General features: G+C 51.3%; 15 protein-coding genes. 12 read left to right on the top strand and 3 right to left on the bottom strand.

Features of this window, described 5'->3' with window-relative positions; translation table 11 throughout:
• Positions 1–4: 4 nt before the first annotated feature.
• From pheS to OFAG_RS12245, 10 genes are all read left to right on the top strand, one after another.
• Positions 5–1,021: a phenylalanine--tRNA ligase subunit alpha gene (gene pheS / locus OFAG_RS12290; RefSeq protein ID WP_005875634.1), complete on the top strand. Its 1,017-nt coding sequence runs from the start codon at positions 5–7 to the stop codon at positions 1,019–1,021.
• Between the two features lie 43 nt (positions 1,022–1,064).
• Positions 1,065–3,494, top strand: coding sequence for a phenylalanine--tRNA ligase subunit beta (gene pheT, locus OFAG_RS12285; RefSeq protein ID WP_005875636.1), 2,430 nt, complete (start codon positions 1,065–1,067; stop codon positions 3,492–3,494).
• 35 nt (positions 3,495–3,529) lie between these two features.
• Positions 3,530–3,907, top strand: coding sequence for an integration host factor subunit alpha (locus OFAG_RS12280; protein ID WP_005875637.1), 378 nt, complete (start codon positions 3,530–3,532; stop codon positions 3,905–3,907).
• 25 nt (positions 3,908–3,932) lie between these two features.
• A complete protein-coding gene (locus OFAG_RS12275) occupies positions 3,933–4,346 on the top strand; it encodes a MerR family transcriptional regulator (protein ID WP_005875638.1) in 414 nt (137 codons plus the stop codon).
• An 83-nt stretch (positions 4,347–4,429) separates the two neighbouring features.
• The gene (gene surE, locus OFAG_RS12270) at positions 4,430–5,167 is read left to right on the top strand and encodes a 5'/3'-nucleotidase SurE (RefSeq protein ID WP_005875639.1); all 738 of its coding nucleotides are present in this window, start codon (positions 4,430–4,432) and stop codon (positions 5,165–5,167) included.
• Complete coding sequence (locus OFAG_RS12265; protein WP_020995354.1) at positions 5,164–6,003, top strand: protein-L-isoaspartate(D-aspartate) O-methyltransferase; 840 nt, start codon at positions 5,164–5,166, stop codon at positions 6,001–6,003. Before surE ends, OFAG_RS12265 begins: the two co-directional genes overlap by 4 nt.
• A 33-nt stretch (positions 6,004–6,036) precedes the next feature.
• The gene (locus OFAG_RS12260; RefSeq protein ID WP_005875641.1) at positions 6,037–6,870 is read left to right on the top strand and encodes a peptidoglycan DD-metalloendopeptidase family protein; all 834 of its coding nucleotides are present in this window, start codon (positions 6,037–6,039) and stop codon (positions 6,868–6,870) included.
• 69 nt (positions 6,871–6,939) lie between these two features.
• On the top strand, positions 6,940–8,295 hold the full coding sequence (rlmD, locus tag OFAG_RS12255) for a 23S rRNA (uracil(1939)-C(5))-methyltransferase RlmD (protein WP_005875642.1): 1,356 nt from the start codon (positions 6,940–6,942) through the stop codon (positions 8,293–8,295).
• 133 nt (positions 8,296–8,428) lie between these two features.
• On the top strand, positions 8,429–8,857 hold the full coding sequence (gene msrB, locus OFAG_RS12250; RefSeq protein ID WP_005875643.1) for a peptide-methionine (R)-S-oxide reductase MsrB: 429 nt from the start codon (positions 8,429–8,431) through the stop codon (positions 8,855–8,857).
• Positions 8,858–8,867: 10 nt separating this feature from the next.
• Positions 8,868–9,491, top strand: coding sequence for a septation protein A (locus tag OFAG_RS12245; protein WP_005875644.1), 624 nt, complete (start codon positions 8,868–8,870; stop codon positions 9,489–9,491).
• 40 nt (positions 9,492–9,531) lie between these two features.
• Here the strand turns inward: OFAG_RS12245 and OFAG_RS12240 are convergent, their stop codons facing one another.
• The 3 genes from OFAG_RS12240 to OFAG_RS12230 all read right to left on the bottom strand — a co-directional run bounded on the left by OFAG_RS12240 (position 9,532) and on the right by OFAG_RS12230 (position 13,851).
• On the bottom strand, positions 9,532–10,359 hold the full coding sequence (locus tag OFAG_RS12240; RefSeq protein ID WP_005875645.1) for an enoyl-CoA hydratase/isomerase family protein: 828 nt from the start codon (positions 10,357–10,359) through the stop codon (positions 9,532–9,534).
• A 17-nt stretch (positions 10,360–10,376) separates the two neighbouring features.
• The gene (ppc, locus tag OFAG_RS12235) at positions 10,377–13,250 is read right to left on the bottom strand and encodes a phosphoenolpyruvate carboxylase (protein ID WP_005875646.1); all 2,874 of its coding nucleotides are present in this window, start codon (positions 13,248–13,250) and stop codon (positions 10,377–10,379) included.
• Between the two features lie 283 nt (positions 13,251–13,533).
• On the bottom strand, positions 13,534–13,851 hold the full coding sequence (locus OFAG_RS12230) for a hypothetical protein (protein ID WP_040720676.1): 318 nt from the start codon (positions 13,849–13,851) through the stop codon (positions 13,534–13,536).
• Positions 13,852–13,866: 15 nt separating this feature from the next.
• On the opposite strand from OFAG_RS12230, the gene OFAG_RS12225 reads away from it, so the two are divergent.
• Both OFAG_RS12225 and OFAG_RS12220 read left to right on the top strand, forming a co-directional pair.
• Positions 13,867–14,946, top strand: a complete 1,080-nt coding sequence (locus tag OFAG_RS12225) for a uroporphyrinogen-III C-methyltransferase (RefSeq protein ID WP_005875648.1) — start codon at positions 13,867–13,869, stop codon at positions 14,944–14,946.
• 5 nt (positions 14,947–14,951) lie between these two features.
• Positions 14,952–16,148, top strand: coding sequence for a heme biosynthesis HemY N-terminal domain-containing protein (locus tag OFAG_RS12220; protein WP_005875649.1), 1,197 nt, complete (start codon positions 14,952–14,954; stop codon positions 16,146–16,148).
• Positions 16,149–16,159: the final 11 nt, after the last annotated feature.

Genomic DNA, 16,159 nt, shown 5'->3' with positions numbered 1-16,159 from the left:
TGGCATGGATTCGTTAGAACAGTTGATTTCTTTGGCAAAAGAAGATTTTCAGAATGCGCCCGATGCGGTGTCGCTTGAAAACGCCAAGGCAAAATATCTCGGCAAGACCGGGTTGATTACCGGGCAAATGAAAATGCTCGGAAAGATGGAACCCGAACGACGCAAGGCGCAGGGTGCCATTATCAATGCGGCCAAAAGCCGGATTGAAGGTGCCCTGAATGCAAGACGTCAGGAACTGGCGAATGAAAAATTGCAAGCGAAACTGAATGCCGAGGCGATTGACGTGACTTTGCCGGGCAGGGGACGAGGCAAAGGCGGCATTCATCCGGTCATGAGAACCTGGGAACGTATTGAAAGAATATTCGGCTCCATCGGTTTCGATGTGGCCGATGGGCCGGAAATCGAAACGGACTGGACGAATTTCACGGCGTTAAACAGCCCCGAAAACCATCCGGCCCGTTCGATGCAGGATACGTTTTATATCGAAGGCAAGGATTCGCAGGGAAAACCCTTGCTGCTGCGTACGCATACCAGCCCGATGCAGGTGCGTTATGCGCGTTCGCATGCCTTGCCTGTGAAGGTCATCGCGCCGGGGCGTACTTATCGTGTGGATAGCGATGCAACTCATTCGCCGATGTTTCATCAGGTGGAAGGTTTGTGGATAGACAGGAACATCAGTTTTGCGGACCTTAAGGGTGTTTATCTGAATTTCGTTCAGGCTTTTTTCGAAACTGAGAATCTTCAGGTCCGTTTCCGTCCGTCCTATTTCCCGTTTACCGAACCGTCGGCAGAGATCGACATCGCTTTCGGTACCGGCCCCTTGAAGGGCAGATGGCTGGAAGTCTCGGGTGCCGGTCAGGTGCATCCCAATGTTTTGAAAAATATGGGGATCGATCCCGAAAACAATATCGGGTTTGCCTTCGGTTCCGGTCTGGAAAGACTGACGATGCTGCGTTACGGCATCAATGATTTGAGACTGTTTTATGAAGGCGATTTGCGTTTTCTGAAACAGTTCAATTAAAACGATTTTTAACTCTTGCGGTTTTTTGTGTTGAAAGCTGACTATGCAATTTTCTGAAAACTGGCTTCGGACAATGGTTGATCCGGATTTGACAACGGATGAATTGGCGCATTTGATGACGATGTCGGGACTGGAAGTGGAAGAGGTCGTGCCGGTCGCGAAACCTTTTTCGGATATCGTCGTGGCAGAAGTGCTGGAAGTAAAAAAGCATCCGAATGCCGATCGTTTGAGTGTGTGTCAGGTCGATGCGGGTACCGGCACGATCCTGAATATCGTATGCGGCGCACCCAATGTCCGGCCGGGCATGAAAACGGGTTGTGCATTGGTCGGCGCCGTTTTGCCGCCGGGAGAGGATGGCAAACCTTTTTCGATCAAAAAAGGCAAGTTGCGTGGTGTGGAATCGAACGGAATGTTGTGTTCGTTCCGTGAATTGCAATTGTCGGAAGATCATTCCGGCATTATGGATTTGCCGGAAGATGCGCCGGTAGGAGCCAGCCTGCGGGATTATCTCCAGCTTGAAGACGCTATTTTCGATGTCAAGCTGACGCCCAACAAGGCAGATTGCCTGTCCGTACTGGGCGTGGCGCGGGAAGTGGCCGCTGTGTCGGGTGCCACCCTGAATCGTCCGGTATCTGCGCCGGCCAGGGTGACTTCCGGCGACAAGTTGCCTGTCAAGGTTGAAGCACCGGATCTGTGCGGCCGTTTTTCAGGCAGGGTGATCAAGGGAATCAATGCCAATGCTCCGACACCGGAATGGATGAAGCAGCGCCTTGAACGCAGCGGCCAGCGTTCCATCTCGGCGCTGGTCGATATCTCGAATTATGTCATGCTTGAAGGCGGGCAGCCGAACCACATTTACGATCTTGATAAAATCGACAAATCCCTGACGGTTCGTTGGGGTAAAAAAGGCGAAAAGGTCAAGTTGCTAAACGATATGACAGTCGATGTGGACGACTGGATCGGCGTTATTGCGGACGACACAGCCGTGGAATTTCTGGGTGGCATTATGGGCGGCGACAGGACGTCGGTTTCATCGGATACACGCAATATTTTCATTGAGGTGGCGTTCTGGTGGCCTGATGCTATTCGGGGGCGCGCCAGACGCTTCAATTTCTCGACCGATGCCTCGCACCGTTTTGAACGGGGTGTCGATTACAATGGAACGGTTGCCGCTCTTGAGCGCATCACGGCGCTGGTACTGGAAATCTGCGGTGTTGAAGGCGAAACGACGGTAGGGCCTGTCGATGACCAGATTCTCAATTTGCCGGAACGCAAGCCGGTGGTCTTGCGCCGGGAAAAAGCGGAAAGTGTGATCGGTATTCCCGTGAAGGCAGACCAGATTGCCGACATTTTCACGCGTTTGGGACTTGCGTTCGTCCGGAACGGCGACACTTTTACAGTCACGCCTCCCTCCTATCGTTTCGATCTTGAAATCGAGGAAGATCTGATTGAGGAAATCGCCCGGATTTATGGCTTCGAAAATATACCGGCCTTGCCTCCTGTTGCATCGAATGTCATGCGTATCAATCCGGAAAATGTCCGCTCGCTGTTTTCAATCCGCCAGCAGATGGCCGATCTCGATTATCAGGAAGTGGTCAACTACAGCTTTGTGGAAGAAGACTGGGAAAAGGATTTTGCCGGTAACGATAATCCGATACGATTGTTAAATCCGATTGCCAGCCAGATGAGTGTCATGCGTTCTACCATGATCGGCAATCTGGTCGCCAATGTCCGTTACAATCTGAATCGCAAGTTCTCAAGAGTCCGTCTGTTTGAAATCGGTGCCGTTTTTTTGCGAAACGACAAGGTGGAAGATGGGCCTTTGACTGTTGCAGGTTACGAACAGCCCAAACGTCTTGCCGCTATCGCGTACGGTCTGTCGGAGGAAGAACAATGGGGATTGCCCGAGCGGCAAGTCGATTTTTTTGATGTAAAAGCCGATCTTGAAGCCCTGTTCGCTCCGGCAAAACTGCGTTTCGTGAAGGCAACTCATCCGGCGCTGCATCCCGGACGGTGTGCCAGACTGGAGCTGGATGGTCAGGATATTGGCTTTATCGGCGAATTGCACCCGTCCTGGCAGCATCGATACGATTTGCCGCATGCGCCGATACTGTTTGAAGTGGATGTTAAAGCGCTGCAATCTGTCGAAGTGCCGGTATATACTGAAATATCGCGTTTCCAGCCGGTGACGCGGGATATCGCTCTGGTTGTCGATATATCGATGTCTGTGCAAGAAATCATTGACAGATTTTACAGGGAAAAAGATAATAATCCTTTCTGCCGTATCATGCAAGCTGTTGTTTTGTTTGATGATTATCGCGGTAAAGGCCTTGGGGCCAATGAAAAGAGTCTTGCGTTCAGATTTACCTTGCAAGATGCCAATGGAACTCTGCAGGATGAAGTCGTGGATGCCGCCATTACTGCATTTGTCGCTGCAGCCGAAAAAGATTTGGGTGCAAAACTGCGTACCTGAGTTTCCGAGTAGATGTTTGGTTTTTTACAACAATAATGAGACGATCCACCGATTCGCAATTAACAGAAAAGACAGAATCCGCTTCTTTGAAAAAAGACGCTTCGCCGGATTCTGACAAAAACACATCGACTTTGACCAAAGCCGAGCTGACCGAATTGTTGTATGAGCAGGTCGGCCTGAACAAGCGCGAAGCCAAGGAAATGGTCGAAACCTTTTTTGAGGAAATCTGCTGTGCGCTGGAACGGGGGGAAATGGTCAAGTTATCGGGCTTTGGCAATTTCCAGTTGCGCGACAAGCCACAGCGCCCCGGGCGTAATCCCCGAACCGGAGAAGAGATTCCCATTACAGCAAGGCGGGTCGTGACATTTCATGCCAGCCAGAAGCTGAAATCGATGGTTGAATCAGCGGGATAACTTGACGAGTAACGTGACCATTTCCATGAATGAACGAGTCCACAAGTCTGAGGCAGTTGTTTTACCTTCCATACCGGCCAAACGTTATTTCACGATCGGGGAAGTCAGCGAATTATGCGGCGTCAAGCCGCATGTCTTGCGCTACTGGGAACAGGAATTCACCCAGTTGAAACCGGTCAAGCGCAGGGGTAACCGGCGCTATTATCAGCATCATGAGGTTCTGCTGATCAGACGGATCCGGGAGTTGCTGTACGATCAGGGCTTTACGATCAGCGGCGCGAGAAACAAGCTCAATGAACGTGGCGCACGAAAGGTTGTTGCGGAAGAGATTCCTGAAAAGGATGAAGTCGCCATAACAGGCTCTTTCGTTGATCTGGAAACGGTTCGTTCGGAGTTGTCCGAAATACTGGCCTTGCTTTCCTTGCCCCAAAAAGAATGAGCTTCACTTTCCGGTGTCTGGTGTAAAAAAGGGAATTCCCGATCGCCAGACGTTCAGATTAATTTGCCTGACAAGTGGTTCCGATGCGTATATTGATCAGTAATGATGACGGTTATCTGGCGCCAGGGATCAGCGCGCTTGCAAAAGCGCTGGAATCGGTTGCCGAGATTGCCGTAGTCGCTCCTGACAGCAATCGCTCGGGGGCGTCCAGTTCGCTGACGCTTGAGCGTCCCATTTCGGTATATAAGGGAAACAATGGGTTTCTCTACACAACAGGTACCCCTTCTGACTGTGTGCATATTGCCGTAACGGGTGTGCTGCCCTGGCGGCCCGATCTGGTCGTTGCCGGCATCAACCACGGCCAGAACATGGGGGAAGATACGATTTATTCCGGTACGGTAGCTGCCGCCATGGAAGGTTATCTCTTCGATATCCCTTCAATCGCTTTTTCACAGGTCAACAAGGGGTGGGCCGAGTTGGAAAGCGCTGCGCTGGTCGCACGAGATGTCGTTTTGCGGGTCTACGAGAAATTGCCCAAACCGTTCCTGTTGAACGTCAATATTCCCAACAAGCCCTATGCCGAACTGAAAAAAATCTGCGCGACCCGTCTTGGACGTCGCCACGAATCGGAAGCGGTTATTCGCGAAAAGGATCCGTTTGATCGGGAAATTTTCTGGATCGGGCCGTCAGGCCCCGTTCGGGATGCAGGAGAAGGCACCGATTTTCATGCGATCCGGAGCGGACATGTGTCGGTAACGCCTCTCCAACTGGACTGGACGCATACTTCTGTACTGGGCGATCTGAAGAAAATACTCGAATGAACAAAAAAGCGAAATCGTTCCCTTTGCCCTTGTCCAGCGTAGTGGGGCGGACTTCGTTTGAGAAACTGAATCCGCAAGGAGCCGGGAAAAGTTTTGCCGGCTCACAGACCGCGATACAAAACAAAGCCGAAAACCTGGCGTTGAACGCGTTCGGCAGAAAACCGTTGTCATTGCCGGAAACAGGCTGGAACGGGTCGGCTGTGTCCCGGTCTTTACGTTCCATGACAGAACGGCTGGCGCGTGGAGGGGTCAAAGATGCCGTTGTATTGCAGGCGATGGGGCAGATTCCCCGTCATTTGTTTGTCGAATCCGGATTGTCGGGACAGGCTTATGCCGATATAGCATTGCCGATCGGTTCTCATCAGACGATTTCAAAGCCTTCTACTGTCGCGAAAATGCTGGAAGCCTTGCGAATCGGAAAGCGGGAATCAATGATGCAAAAGGTGCTTGAAATCGGCACCGGATGCGGGTATCAGGCTGCAATTCTCGCTAAAATAGCGAATGAGGTTTATTCTATTGAGCGTGTAAAAACTTTGCATGAATTGGCTCGCCGCAATCTCAGACCGATGAGAATCGCCAATTTACGCCTGCATTACGGAGACGGTATGCTGGGTTTGCCGCAGGTGGCGCCGTTTGACGGGATCGTTGTGGCGGCGGCAGGTCTGAAAGTGCCGGAAGCGCTGTTGAAGCAGCTGGCGGTTGGAGGACGGTTGATTGCGCCAGTAGGCGGGGAGCGGCAAACCTTGCAACTGGTGACGAGAACCGCTGAAACCAGGTGGGAAAAAATTGTACTGGACGATTGCCATTTTGTGCCTTTGCAAAAGGGTATCGTCTGAAAGTCGGAGTGCCGAAAAATGGGAATGCTTTAAATGAAAAAAACGGGTTATTCATTATTGATGATTGTTTGTGCTGGTTTGTGCGCATGCAGCAGTCCTCAGAGAACGGCACCGATTGCCGATCGTTCGACCATTGCCGGCGCTGTTGCCGATCAACCTATTGACGAAAACACGATCCGGTATACCGTTCGGCGGGGCGATACGCTTTCACAAATTTCGCGACGTTCAGGCCATACTGTGGCGGAGCTTGCTTCCTGGAACCATCTTGTCGATCTCAACGATCTGAAAGTGGGACAGGTCATTCGGGTTCAGCCACCTGCCGAGAGTCAGTCCGGTGTCCAGACCGCCAGTGTCGGAACTGCTTCACAGGTTGAAGTGCGGACAATTGAAGCGGCAAAAAAAGAAACGCGTACCGCTCCGGTACCGTCTCCTGCCAGTTCTTTGAAAACCGGAACAGCGTCTTCCGTTACAGCGGCTTCATCCAGCGGCATCGTGGAAGTCGAGAGTATTGGCTGGAGCTGGCCTGCGCAGGGCAAAGTAATTGCCTCTTTTGCCGCGGGCAAAAACCGGGGTATCGACATTGCCGGAACCAAAGGGCAACAGGTTTTGTCGGCAGCTGATGGAACGGTTTTGCATAAAGGCAGCATGAACGGTTATGGCAATCTGGTCATCATCAAACACAGTGACAATGTTCTGTCGGCTTACGCGCATAATGACAGGATTTTGGTCAAGGAAAAGCAGCAAATAAAGCGGGGTCAGCAAATTGCCGAAATGGGCAATACGGATAGCGACCGGGTCAAGCTGCACTTCGAGATCCGTTATCAGGGGAAACCGGTCGATCCGGTAAAATATCTGCCTGAACAATAACCGTTTTTTATCTCCATTTTCTGAATAACGCATATTCTTGCAATATGCGTTATTTATTATCCAACAGTTATGCCCATTCATATCATCTCAATCAAATCGCTGGATACGGAAGGCCGCGGTGTCGGTCACTTGCCCAATGAAGACGGAACGCCGGGAAAAGTGGTGTTTGTCGAAGGGGCTTTACCCGGGGAAACCGTTCAGTGTGAGACCTGGAAAAGGAAAAGCAAGTGGGAATTGGCCAGAACGGTTTCTCTTCTCCAGGAATCGCCGTTACGGGTCGAACCGGATTGCCCTCATTTCGGAATTTGCGGGGGGTGTTCGATGCAGCATCTCGACCCTGCCGCTCAGGTGGCTATCAAACAACGGGTGCTGGAGGACAATCTCCGGCATATCGGCAAGGTAAAAGCGGAAAGGATGTTGCGTCCGATTTACGGCCCTTACTGGGGATACCGGTTCCGCGCCCGTCTTTCGGTGAATGATGTGCCGAAGAAAGGGGGGATACTGGTTGGCTTCCGGGAAAAACAGTCGAGATATGTCGCCGATATGACGCAGTGTTCCGTTATGCCACGCCATATTTCGGAAATGCTCGTTCCCTTGAGGGAGCTGATCGGTTCCCTGTCTATCAGACAACAGGTGCCTCAAATCGAGGTTGCCATCGGAAATGACAGAGACGGTCTGGTGACAGCGCTTCTGTTACGGATTATGGCGCCTTTGACGAAGGAAGATGAAAACCGGCTGAAACGCTTTGCTGACGATCATGATATTCAGTGGTGGTTGCAGTCGAAAGGACCGGATACGATTACCCTGTTTTACCCGGCCGGGAACAAACTGAAATACAGATTACCGGAATTCAATGTTGAAATGCCGTTTAAACCGGGCGATTTCACACAGGTCAATCATCACATCAATCCGGTACTGGTTTCCCGGGCTATTCGCTTGCTTGAAATTGAAAAGAACGACAGGATTGCCGATCTGTTTTGCGGATTGGGCAATTTTTCCTTGCCGATTGCACGGCATGCCGCAGAAGTCGTGGGAATCGAGGGCAGCGAAATATTGACAGAGAGGGCCAAAGAAAGTGCCCTGCTGAACGGCCTGGAAGAAAAAACCCGTTTTGAAACGCGCAATTTGTTTGAGATGACAGTAAAAGACTGGATCGGTCTGGGGCCGTTCGACAAGGTGCTGATCGATCCGCCCCGGGATGGCGCCGCCGCTGTCTGTCAGTCCATTGCAGAATTGGGGAAGCATCAGGAAGCGCTCAGGCCCAGGCGGATCGTTTACGTTTCCTGCAATCCCTCGACGCTGGCGCGGGATGCCGGCATTCTCGTTACGGAGGGGGGCTACCGGCTTCATTTGGCCGGTGTCGTCAATATGTTCCCACACACTTCACATGTGGAATCGATGGCTGTGTTCGAAAGGATGGATTAGGCCGGGCCCGTTTTTAAAAGGACAGTGGCTTACTGAACTCACGCCTTTTTAACAAATCTGAAGATGAAAGGGAGATTGATGCCTTATAGTTTGTTTTTTCACCAGCGGTTTAACAATTATTGAGGAGCGATTTATGACTGCCCGAAATAAAGTCCGGAAAACGGATGCCGAATGGAAAGCGCAGTTGTCTCCACTGGCTTATGAAGTCACGCGCCAGGGAGGAACGGAATATCCTTTTAGTGGTGAGTACTGGAATCACGACAAAACAGGAGTATATTATTGCGTTAATTGCGGAACACCTTTATTCCTGTCCGATACGAAGTTCGATTCAGGTTGTGGCTGGCCCAGTTTCTTCAAACCGATTGATCCCGAAAATGTGATTGAAAAAGTCGATACCCGCTTGGGAATGGTTCGTACCGAGATTATTTGCGCCATATGCGATGCCCATCTCGGACATGTATTTGACGACGGACCGCCTCCTACGGGATTGCGTTATTGTATTAATTCTGTGGCCTTGCGCTTCGAGCCTTTGCCGAAGTCTGCGGAATCTTCTGATAAATGATTGAGTAAAAATGAAGTTTCTTTTTGATCTGTTCCCTGTCATTCTGTTTTTCGGTTCCTATTCCTGGGCCAAGAACCATATCGTTTCTGCGCAGGCCCTGGCAGACAGGTATCTGTCCGCTTTTGTCGCCGGCCCGGCCATACCGGAATCTTCCGTTCCCATTTTGCTGGCGACAGCGCTTGCGATTGTCGCCAGCGCCTTGCAGATCGTTTATCTGTTTTTAAGGAAGAAGAAAATCGAAGCCACTTTATGGGTATCGCTTGTCGTTATCACCGTTTTCGGCGGCGCTACCATTTATTTCGGCAGCGAGGAATTCATCAAATGGAAACCGACCGTTTTGTACTGGCTGTTTGGCGGCGCGCTTTTGCTTGCCAATCTGCTATTCAGAAAAAATCTGATTCGTGCCATGATGGAAAAGAAGATCCAGTTGCCCGATCCCGTCTGGCAGAGACTGAATATGGCATGGATCGCTTTTTTCGCCTTTATGGGAGTGCTGAATCTCTATGTGGCCTTCTGGGGCGGTTTCGAAACTTCTACCTGGGTCAGTTTCAAGCTTTTCGGCGGGATGGGGCTGATGCTGGTCTTCATAATCGGCCAAAGCGTTTATCTGTCGCGGCATCTGAAGAATGCCTGAACGACCGCCTATCGTAAAAGCGTGAATTGTTCCCGCTTTGTTATTTTCCCCTGAAGCGAGGAGGCGTTCGATTCAGGAAGGCCTGGCAACCGCTTCTGAAATCTTCCGTGTCGAAACAGTCGAAGCATTCATCGTACTCTGCCGGAGTAACGGCGGAGGGAGTGATCAGCCGTTTGACAAATTTCTTGTGCCAGCGTGCAACGAGCGGTGCGCCCGTTACGATACCGGAAATGGTATCGTTCACTTTCACAGAGAGCCGTTCGGTTGGAACGACGCACGTGACAAGGTTTTTTTCATACGCTTCGGCCGCGTTGAAAATTCTTCCTTCCAGTAGCATTTCCAGTACGACATCCTTTCCGGCCAGTTGCAGGAGAGGTTCCAGTTCGGGATAAGCCATGACCAGACCGAGATTTTTAATCGGCGCGCCGAATCGGCTTTTCTCGCTGCAAATACGGAAATCACAGGTGGAGGCGATTTCCAGACCGGCGCCAACGCATATGCCGTCGATCTCGGCGACGAGAGGAATGGGGCAGTTTTGAAAAGCCGCAAGCGTTTCATGCATCAGCCTGCCGTATTGACGGCCTTGTTCTTTGTTGGAACGCAGCTCTTCGAATTCATGAATGTCGCAACCGGGAGAGAACGCTTTGGCAGATGAGCTTTTGACAAGGATACAGCGCAGGGAATCCTCTTTTGAAAGGGCGCTTATGGCCAGATGCAAGCGTTTCCACATATAAGCGCTGATGGCATTCAGCTTTGCCGGCCGGTTCAATACGAGAGTAGCGACATGGTCGTTACGCTGGATATAAACCGGTTCACCCTCGTCTTCAAACGATGGCGAACCGGAACTGGTTGGAAAGATAGCCGACATTTCCAAAACCGTACAGATCAGCCCGTATTGCGCATTCCTGCCGAAATCCCGTTGATCGTCAGGTGAATGCCGCGGGTCGCACGTGCGTCGAGATTTTCCGGATTACTGCCAGGGTTACGGTGGCGCTTGATCAGTTCCACCTGCAAATGGTTCAGAGGATCGATGTAGGCCAGTCGGTCTTTCAGAGCCTTGGCAAGCGCCGGATTGTTGACCAGACGTTCTTTTTGGCTGGTGATGATTTCAAAGCTTTCCAGTGTCCGCTGATGCTCTGCACAAATCTCTGAAAAAATACTATCCCGCAGTTTTTGGTCAGTAACCAGTTCCGAATAACGGTAAGCGATAGCCAGATCCGCCTTTGAAAGAACCATGTCCATATTCGAGAGCATGGATTCAAAGAAAGGCCATTCCTTGTACATGGATTGCAGGAGAGCGATTTTCCTGTTTTTGACGCCAGGGTCTTTTTCATCCAGCCATTGGGTGATCGCCGAACCGAAGCCGTACCAGCCCGGCAAAAGAACCCGGCATTGTCCCCATGAAAAGCTCCAGGGAATAGCTCTCAAATCCTCGATGCGGCGTGACGATTTGCGCGATGCGGGACGTGAACCGATGTTCAGTTCCGCAATTTCGGCAATCGGAGTGGACTGGAAAAAGTAATCGGTGAATCCAGGCGTTTCGTAAACCAGGTGACGATAGGCTTGATAGGCCAGTGCCGAAATTTCTTCGAGCGCCGTTTCGAAATCGTGCATTTTGTCAGCGTATTTCTTGTTTTGGTCTTCCGGCATCAGGCTGGCTTCAAGCGTAGCGGCCACCAGCAATTCCAGATTGCGACTGCCGATTTCGGCATGGGCGAACTTGGAAGCGATCATTTCGCCCTGTTCGGTAAGCCGGATCTGTCCGTTCACGGTACCGTGCGGTTGGGCCAGAATGGCTTCGTAGGTCGGGCCACCGCCGCGTCCGACAGTGCCGCCGCGTCCGTGAAACAAGCGCAGCTTGACGCCCATCTCGTTGAAAAGGGCAACCAGCTGTTTTTCGGCCTTGTAGAGTTCCCAGTTCGACGTGGTGTAACCGCCGTCCTTGTTCGAGTCGGAATAGCCCAGCATGACTTCCTGAAGATCGCCCTGTTTTCTGATAAGTTCACGGATAAAGGGAATGCTCATCGCTTCCTTCATGATGGTAGCGGCCAGACGCAAATCGGGAATCGTTTCAAACAGGGGAATAGCCATCAAATCGAGTTCGGCATCTTCCCATTGCTGGCTTGCTGCCAGGCCGCTGTTCCGTCTCGGGTGCAGCAAGCCGGATTCTTTCTGAAGAAGATAGACTTCAAGCAGGTCCGATACGGTTTCCGTGTGAGAGATGATGTAGTTCGTAATGGCGCGTTTTCCGTATTGTTCACGAATATAGCGTGCCGTGCGCATGATCTTGAGTTCGGAAGCGGTTTCTTCCGAATACTGTGCAAATGGGGAGTAGAGCAAGCGCGGCTTGCTCAGTTCGCCAATCAGCAATTCAATCTTTTTTTCTTCGGGAAGGGACGCATAATCCGGTTCGACCTGTGCGGCGGCAAAAATTTCCGTCAGAACGCGTTCGTGGACATCCGAACTCTGGCGCATATCGAGCGTTGCCAGATGGAAGCCAAAAATGTCGACTGCCGCTTTAAGCGAACCGAGCCGGGCTCTTACAAGAAGTCCGCCGGCATTCTGATTCAGCGAGTCGATCATGATTTGCAGATCTTTACCGAATTCATCGGGCGACAGGTAGGCTTCGCCTACCCCGATTTCGCTGCGTGACAGACTGGTCATGCCGTAATCGCGGGCTGTGGCAGCCATTCGGGAATAAATGGCGATCAGCGCCCGACGGTAAGGTTCGTCCACACGGTGCAGGGACGTGTCGGAAGAAGTATTGGCCAGTTCCTGCAATTCCGGACTGACATGGTTTAGCAGGGAGGAAATCGACAGTTCAGCGCCCAGATTATGGATTTCTTCCAGATAGAACTCCATGATCAGATGGGACTGCCTTTCCAGTGCATGCAGCATTGTGTCGGCGTTCACATTCGGATTGCCGTCGCGGTCACCGCCGATCCAGCTGCCCATCTGCAGATATTTGCTTTCCGAACCGGGCGCGGGCACACCGTCCCTACTTTCCGGATAACGTTCGGCGATTTCTTCTTGTATCGAGTGGTAAAGCTCCGGCAATTCGCGCAGGAAAGTAATCCGGTAATAAGAGAGCGCGTTGTTGATTTCATCGGCAACCGACAGCCGGGTATAACGCAGCAGACGGGTTTGCCAAAGCCCTGCGATGCGGGCAGACAGCATTTCGGTGTTGTGTTTGCGTTCTTTCGGCGTCAGGTCGGTACCGTGCTCAGCCAAGAGCCGGGCGATTTCCCGTTCGCTGTCCAGCGTGCTTTTGCGCTGCACTTCGGTTGGATGGGCGGTCAGGACAGGGGAGATAAAGGTTTCATGTAACAGTTTCTTGATTTCCGCACCGGCTACACCGGACTGATCGAGCATGTTCAGCGCATAGCTGAGACTGCCCTTTTCAGGCGCCTTGCCTGCGATGCGGGCTGCCCGATAAGCCAGATTCGCGTGCTTGTCGACAGCGATGTTGGCCAGATGGGAAAAGTAGGAAAAGGCGCGGACAACGGAAATGGCCTGATTGCGGCTCAGATTCCTGAGCAGGTTATTCAGGGTATCCGCAGAATAGAGATCGGGATTGCGCCTGAAGCTCACTGCTGTCCGGCGGACTTTTTCAACCAGGTTGAAAATAGCCTCGCCTTCTTTTTCACGGATCACATCGCCGAGCATGCGGCCCAGCATGCGAATGTCTTCTTTTTCAGGGGATACCTGTCTGGATGATAGAGGATGATTGGAACTCATTTCCTGATGCTGATCTGCCATAGTGATAATAGGGTCAGTAAGACAAATTAACCGGCCATTTTTAATGGCTGGTTTCGGGATTGCAGAATGTATCGTTTATTTTTTCTTCAAGCATAGTAAAAACGGAATCGGGGCTTTTGTATGGAAACGCAGACCGGTCCATAGCAGTCAAGCCATCTCGAGCCGTTCAGAAAGAAAAAACAGGTGAACGGGCTTCACCGCCCGATGCGGTAAAAACAGAATTGTACTGTTCACTGCAAGCATTTGAACAAATGAGAGAGTATACCTTTTTTCGGCAGTTATCCTACCTTTCCTGCGTTTTTTCCCGAAAAAACACGCAAGAATCTGTACGATATTTATCAGACAGGCCCGTTTTGCACCCTGAATGAAGCCGGCGGAGTCCGGTTGCCTGAAAGCTTCTTTCCGGTAACCGGGCAAGCCTGTCGTGAAATGCCAACAGAATAAAAAAATAAACGACTTTCACGAGAGGGAACAGCCCATCATTTTCCGGTGCCTGCGGCAGAAAATCTTCTTGTCGGAAATGTGTTCTTTTTTCCACTATCGGTTGCCCGGCTAACGCTGGCAGGATGAAGCGATATAATGTGCCGTAAATGCCGACCATTCCGCGCCATATTCGATGAATTCCACCACTGATCCAGCCTCCCGGGACCGCACGGAACCGCTGAAGAAAACGCAGCGGCGTCTGCGTTTTTTATCCTGGGCATTGGGGATAACGGGACTTTTGTTTATCGCGCATCTGGTTTACTCGCATATTGAAATGAGAGAGTTGCGTTCGGAAATCGCGCGCCGTCTCCAGACGGGCGACGAGATCAGTATGGAAGCGAAAACACTGGCTAAAACCACGCAGGATGCCGTAGCCGATTTGCAATCGAAGGTAGCCACTCTGGAAAATCAGCAGGCCGAGACGCAGAATCAGCAGATATCGCTTTCGCAAATGTATCAGGAACTGTCGAAAAGCAAAGACGACTGGTCGCTGGCGGAAATCGAGCAGGTCCTTTCCGCTGCCCATCAGCAGTTGTTGTTGTCCAAAAATATCAATGGCGCTCTTATTGCACTGGAGAACGCCGACCGCTTGCTGGCAAAATCGCGGAAGCCGCAGTTTATTGTCCTGCGCGCTGCGCTTGCCAAAGACATGGAACGTTTAAGGTCGGTTCCCCATGTCGATACAACCGGTATGGTGCTGAAGCTGGACGCAGTTATCGGTGAGGTGGATAAACTGCCTCTGATTTCAGACGGAAAGCCGCTTGACCGACATGAAGAGAGGGAATCGAACGGCAGTAAAAGGCAAATCGGGTTTTCTTTCCATCCGGCAGACTGGGTCCATGCCTCGACTGTCTTGTGGAATGACTGGATTGATGATGTGTGGAGTGAAATTCATGGCCTTATACAGGTGCAAAGAGTGGATTCCCCGGAGGCCATGATTCTTTCGCCTTTGCAAACTTATTATCTCCGGGAAAATCTCAAGCTCCGTCTTTTGGGGTCGCGTCTGTCTCTTTTATCGTCTTCCACCTTGTCTTTCAAAAACGATATCGACGCTTCTCTGGCTATTCTCGACCGTTATTTCGACACTGCTTCAGAACCGGTAAAAGCGGTGAAGACTACTCTGGAACAGCTTGGCGCCAGCGAGATTTCCGTAGAGGTTACCGGCCTGACGGAAAGTCTGGCGGCCATACAGCGTTATCGACTTCAGAACTGAATGTTATGCGCATTTTTCTCTGCTTACTGGGTTTATTCGCTTCGGCAGTCGGACTGGCTGTTCTAGTTCGTTTCAATGCAGGCAACGTCGTTTTTTTCTGGCCGCCTTATCGTGTCGATGTATCGCTCAATTTTTTCCTGTTGTTGCTGCTGCTTTTTTACGTGTTGCTGTTTCTCGTTTTCAAGGCAATTGATATGGCCTGGAAACTTCCTTCAAAAATTGCCGCTTATCGAACGCTTAAAAAAGAAAACGAAAGCAATGAGGCACTACAGGAAGCGTTGAGAACTCTGTTTGAAGGCCGGTTCGTCCAGTCGGGACAGGCAGCGGAAAAAGCGATGCAATGGGAAAAAAACAGGAGTTGTTCCGCTATGATTGCAGCGCGTGCCTCACATGCCTTGCAACGTTATGAACGGCGCGATACCTTTCTGAACAGGGTGGAAACCGATCCGGTTTACGGTATGGCCTGTCAGGTTACCCGGGCGGAGCTGTTGATTGACGAACGCAAGCCCGATGAAGCGCTTGACGTGATCGGACGTTTGAACAGCAATGGAACGCGTCATGTCCATTTGCAAAGACTGTCGCTGGCCGCCAGCCAGCTGGCGGGCGACTGGGATGAAGTGTTGAGGCTTGTCCACTCGCTCGATCATCATCGTGTTTTGCAGCCTGCGGTTTCGGAACAGTTGAAAATGCAGGCTTATGAAGGGATGTTGTCGAAAACGATGCCGGATGCCAATGCCGTTATGGCTGTCTGGAATGCCATACCGGTCGATAGCCGGAAAGTGCCTTCTCTGGCGATTCGTGCGGCCTATGCATTTTATTTTTGCGGCTGGCTCGATAAAAGCCGGGATGTATTGACCCTTTCGCTAAATGAGAACTGGGATACCGGCCTGATGCGGGCTTATGTCGAATTCTCGTCGGAAAGCGAATTCGACGATTTGGAGAAACGGATAGCGTGTTGCGAAAGCTGGAAAGAAAAATATGCGATGCAGGCACAGTGGACGCTTACACTGGGGGAATTGTATTATCGGCAAAAACGTTTCGACAAAGCGTGTCATTACCTTGAAGAGACGCTAAAGCAAAAGTCCGGAATCCCCCTTTTTCCCAGAGCGCATCTGATTCTGGCGCAACTGTACGAAGAAAAAGGGCAGTCCGACAAGGCCGCTTATCACTATCGGGAATCGTCCTTGGCGGTTTCGGATTGATCCGTTTTCCT

This window comes from Oxalobacter paraformigenes, from assembly GCF_000158475.2.
GTDB lineage: Bacteria > Pseudomonadota > Gammaproteobacteria > Burkholderiales > Burkholderiaceae_D > Oxalobacter > Oxalobacter paraformigenes.
This window is presented reverse-complemented; position numbering and strand designations above follow the sequence as displayed.

What these genes read in the sequence shown, in the direction of transcription:
- pheT (WP_005875636.1), top strand. Translation starts at nt 1,065, where the DNA reads ATGCAATTTTCTGAAAACTGGCTTCGGACAATGGTTGATCCGGATTTG.
- OFAG_RS12220 (WP_005875649.1), top strand. Translation starts at nt 14,952, where the DNA reads ATGCGCATTTTTCTCTGCTTACTGGGTTTATTCGCTTCGGCAGTCGGA.
- OFAG_RS12275 (WP_005875638.1), top strand. Translation starts at nt 3,933, where the DNA reads ATGAATGAACGAGTCCACAAGTCTGAGGCAGTTGTTTTACCTTCCATA.
- OFAG_RS12280 (WP_005875637.1), top strand. Translation starts at nt 3,530, where the DNA reads ATGAGACGATCCACCGATTCGCAATTAACAGAAAAGACAGAATCCGCT.
- OFAG_RS12225 (WP_005875648.1), top strand. Translation starts at nt 13,867, where the DNA reads ATGAATTCCACCACTGATCCAGCCTCCCGGGACCGCACGGAACCGCTG.
- OFAG_RS12240 (WP_005875645.1), bottom strand. Translation starts at nt 10,359, where the DNA reads ATGTCGGCTATCTTTCCAACCAGTTCCGGTTCGCCATCGTTTGAAGAC.
- OFAG_RS12230 (WP_040720676.1), bottom strand. Translation starts at nt 13,851, where the DNA reads ATGGTCGGCATTTACGGCACATTATATCGCTTCATCCTGCCAGCGTTA.
- pheS (WP_005875634.1), top strand. Translation starts at nt 5, where the DNA reads ATGGATTCGTTAGAACAGTTGATTTCTTTGGCAAAAGAAGATTTTCAG.
- OFAG_RS12245 (WP_005875644.1), top strand. Translation starts at nt 8,868, where the DNA reads ATGAAGTTTCTTTTTGATCTGTTCCCTGTCATTCTGTTTTTCGGTTCC.
- OFAG_RS12260 (WP_005875641.1), top strand. Translation starts at nt 6,037, where the DNA reads ATGAAAAAAACGGGTTATTCATTATTGATGATTGTTTGTGCTGGTTTG.
- msrB (WP_005875643.1), top strand. Translation starts at nt 8,429, where the DNA reads ATGACTGCCCGAAATAAAGTCCGGAAAACGGATGCCGAATGGAAAGCG.
- ppc (WP_005875646.1), bottom strand. Translation starts at nt 13,250, where the DNA reads ATGGCAGATCAGCATCAGGAAATGAGTTCCAATCATCCTCTATCATCC.
- surE (WP_005875639.1), top strand. Translation starts at nt 4,430, where the DNA reads ATGCGTATATTGATCAGTAATGATGACGGTTATCTGGCGCCAGGGATC.
- OFAG_RS12265 (WP_020995354.1), top strand. Translation starts at nt 5,164, where the DNA reads ATGAACAAAAAAGCGAAATCGTTCCCTTTGCCCTTGTCCAGCGTAGTG.
- rlmD (WP_005875642.1), top strand. Translation starts at nt 6,940, where the DNA reads ATGCCCATTCATATCATCTCAATCAAATCGCTGGATACGGAAGGCCGC.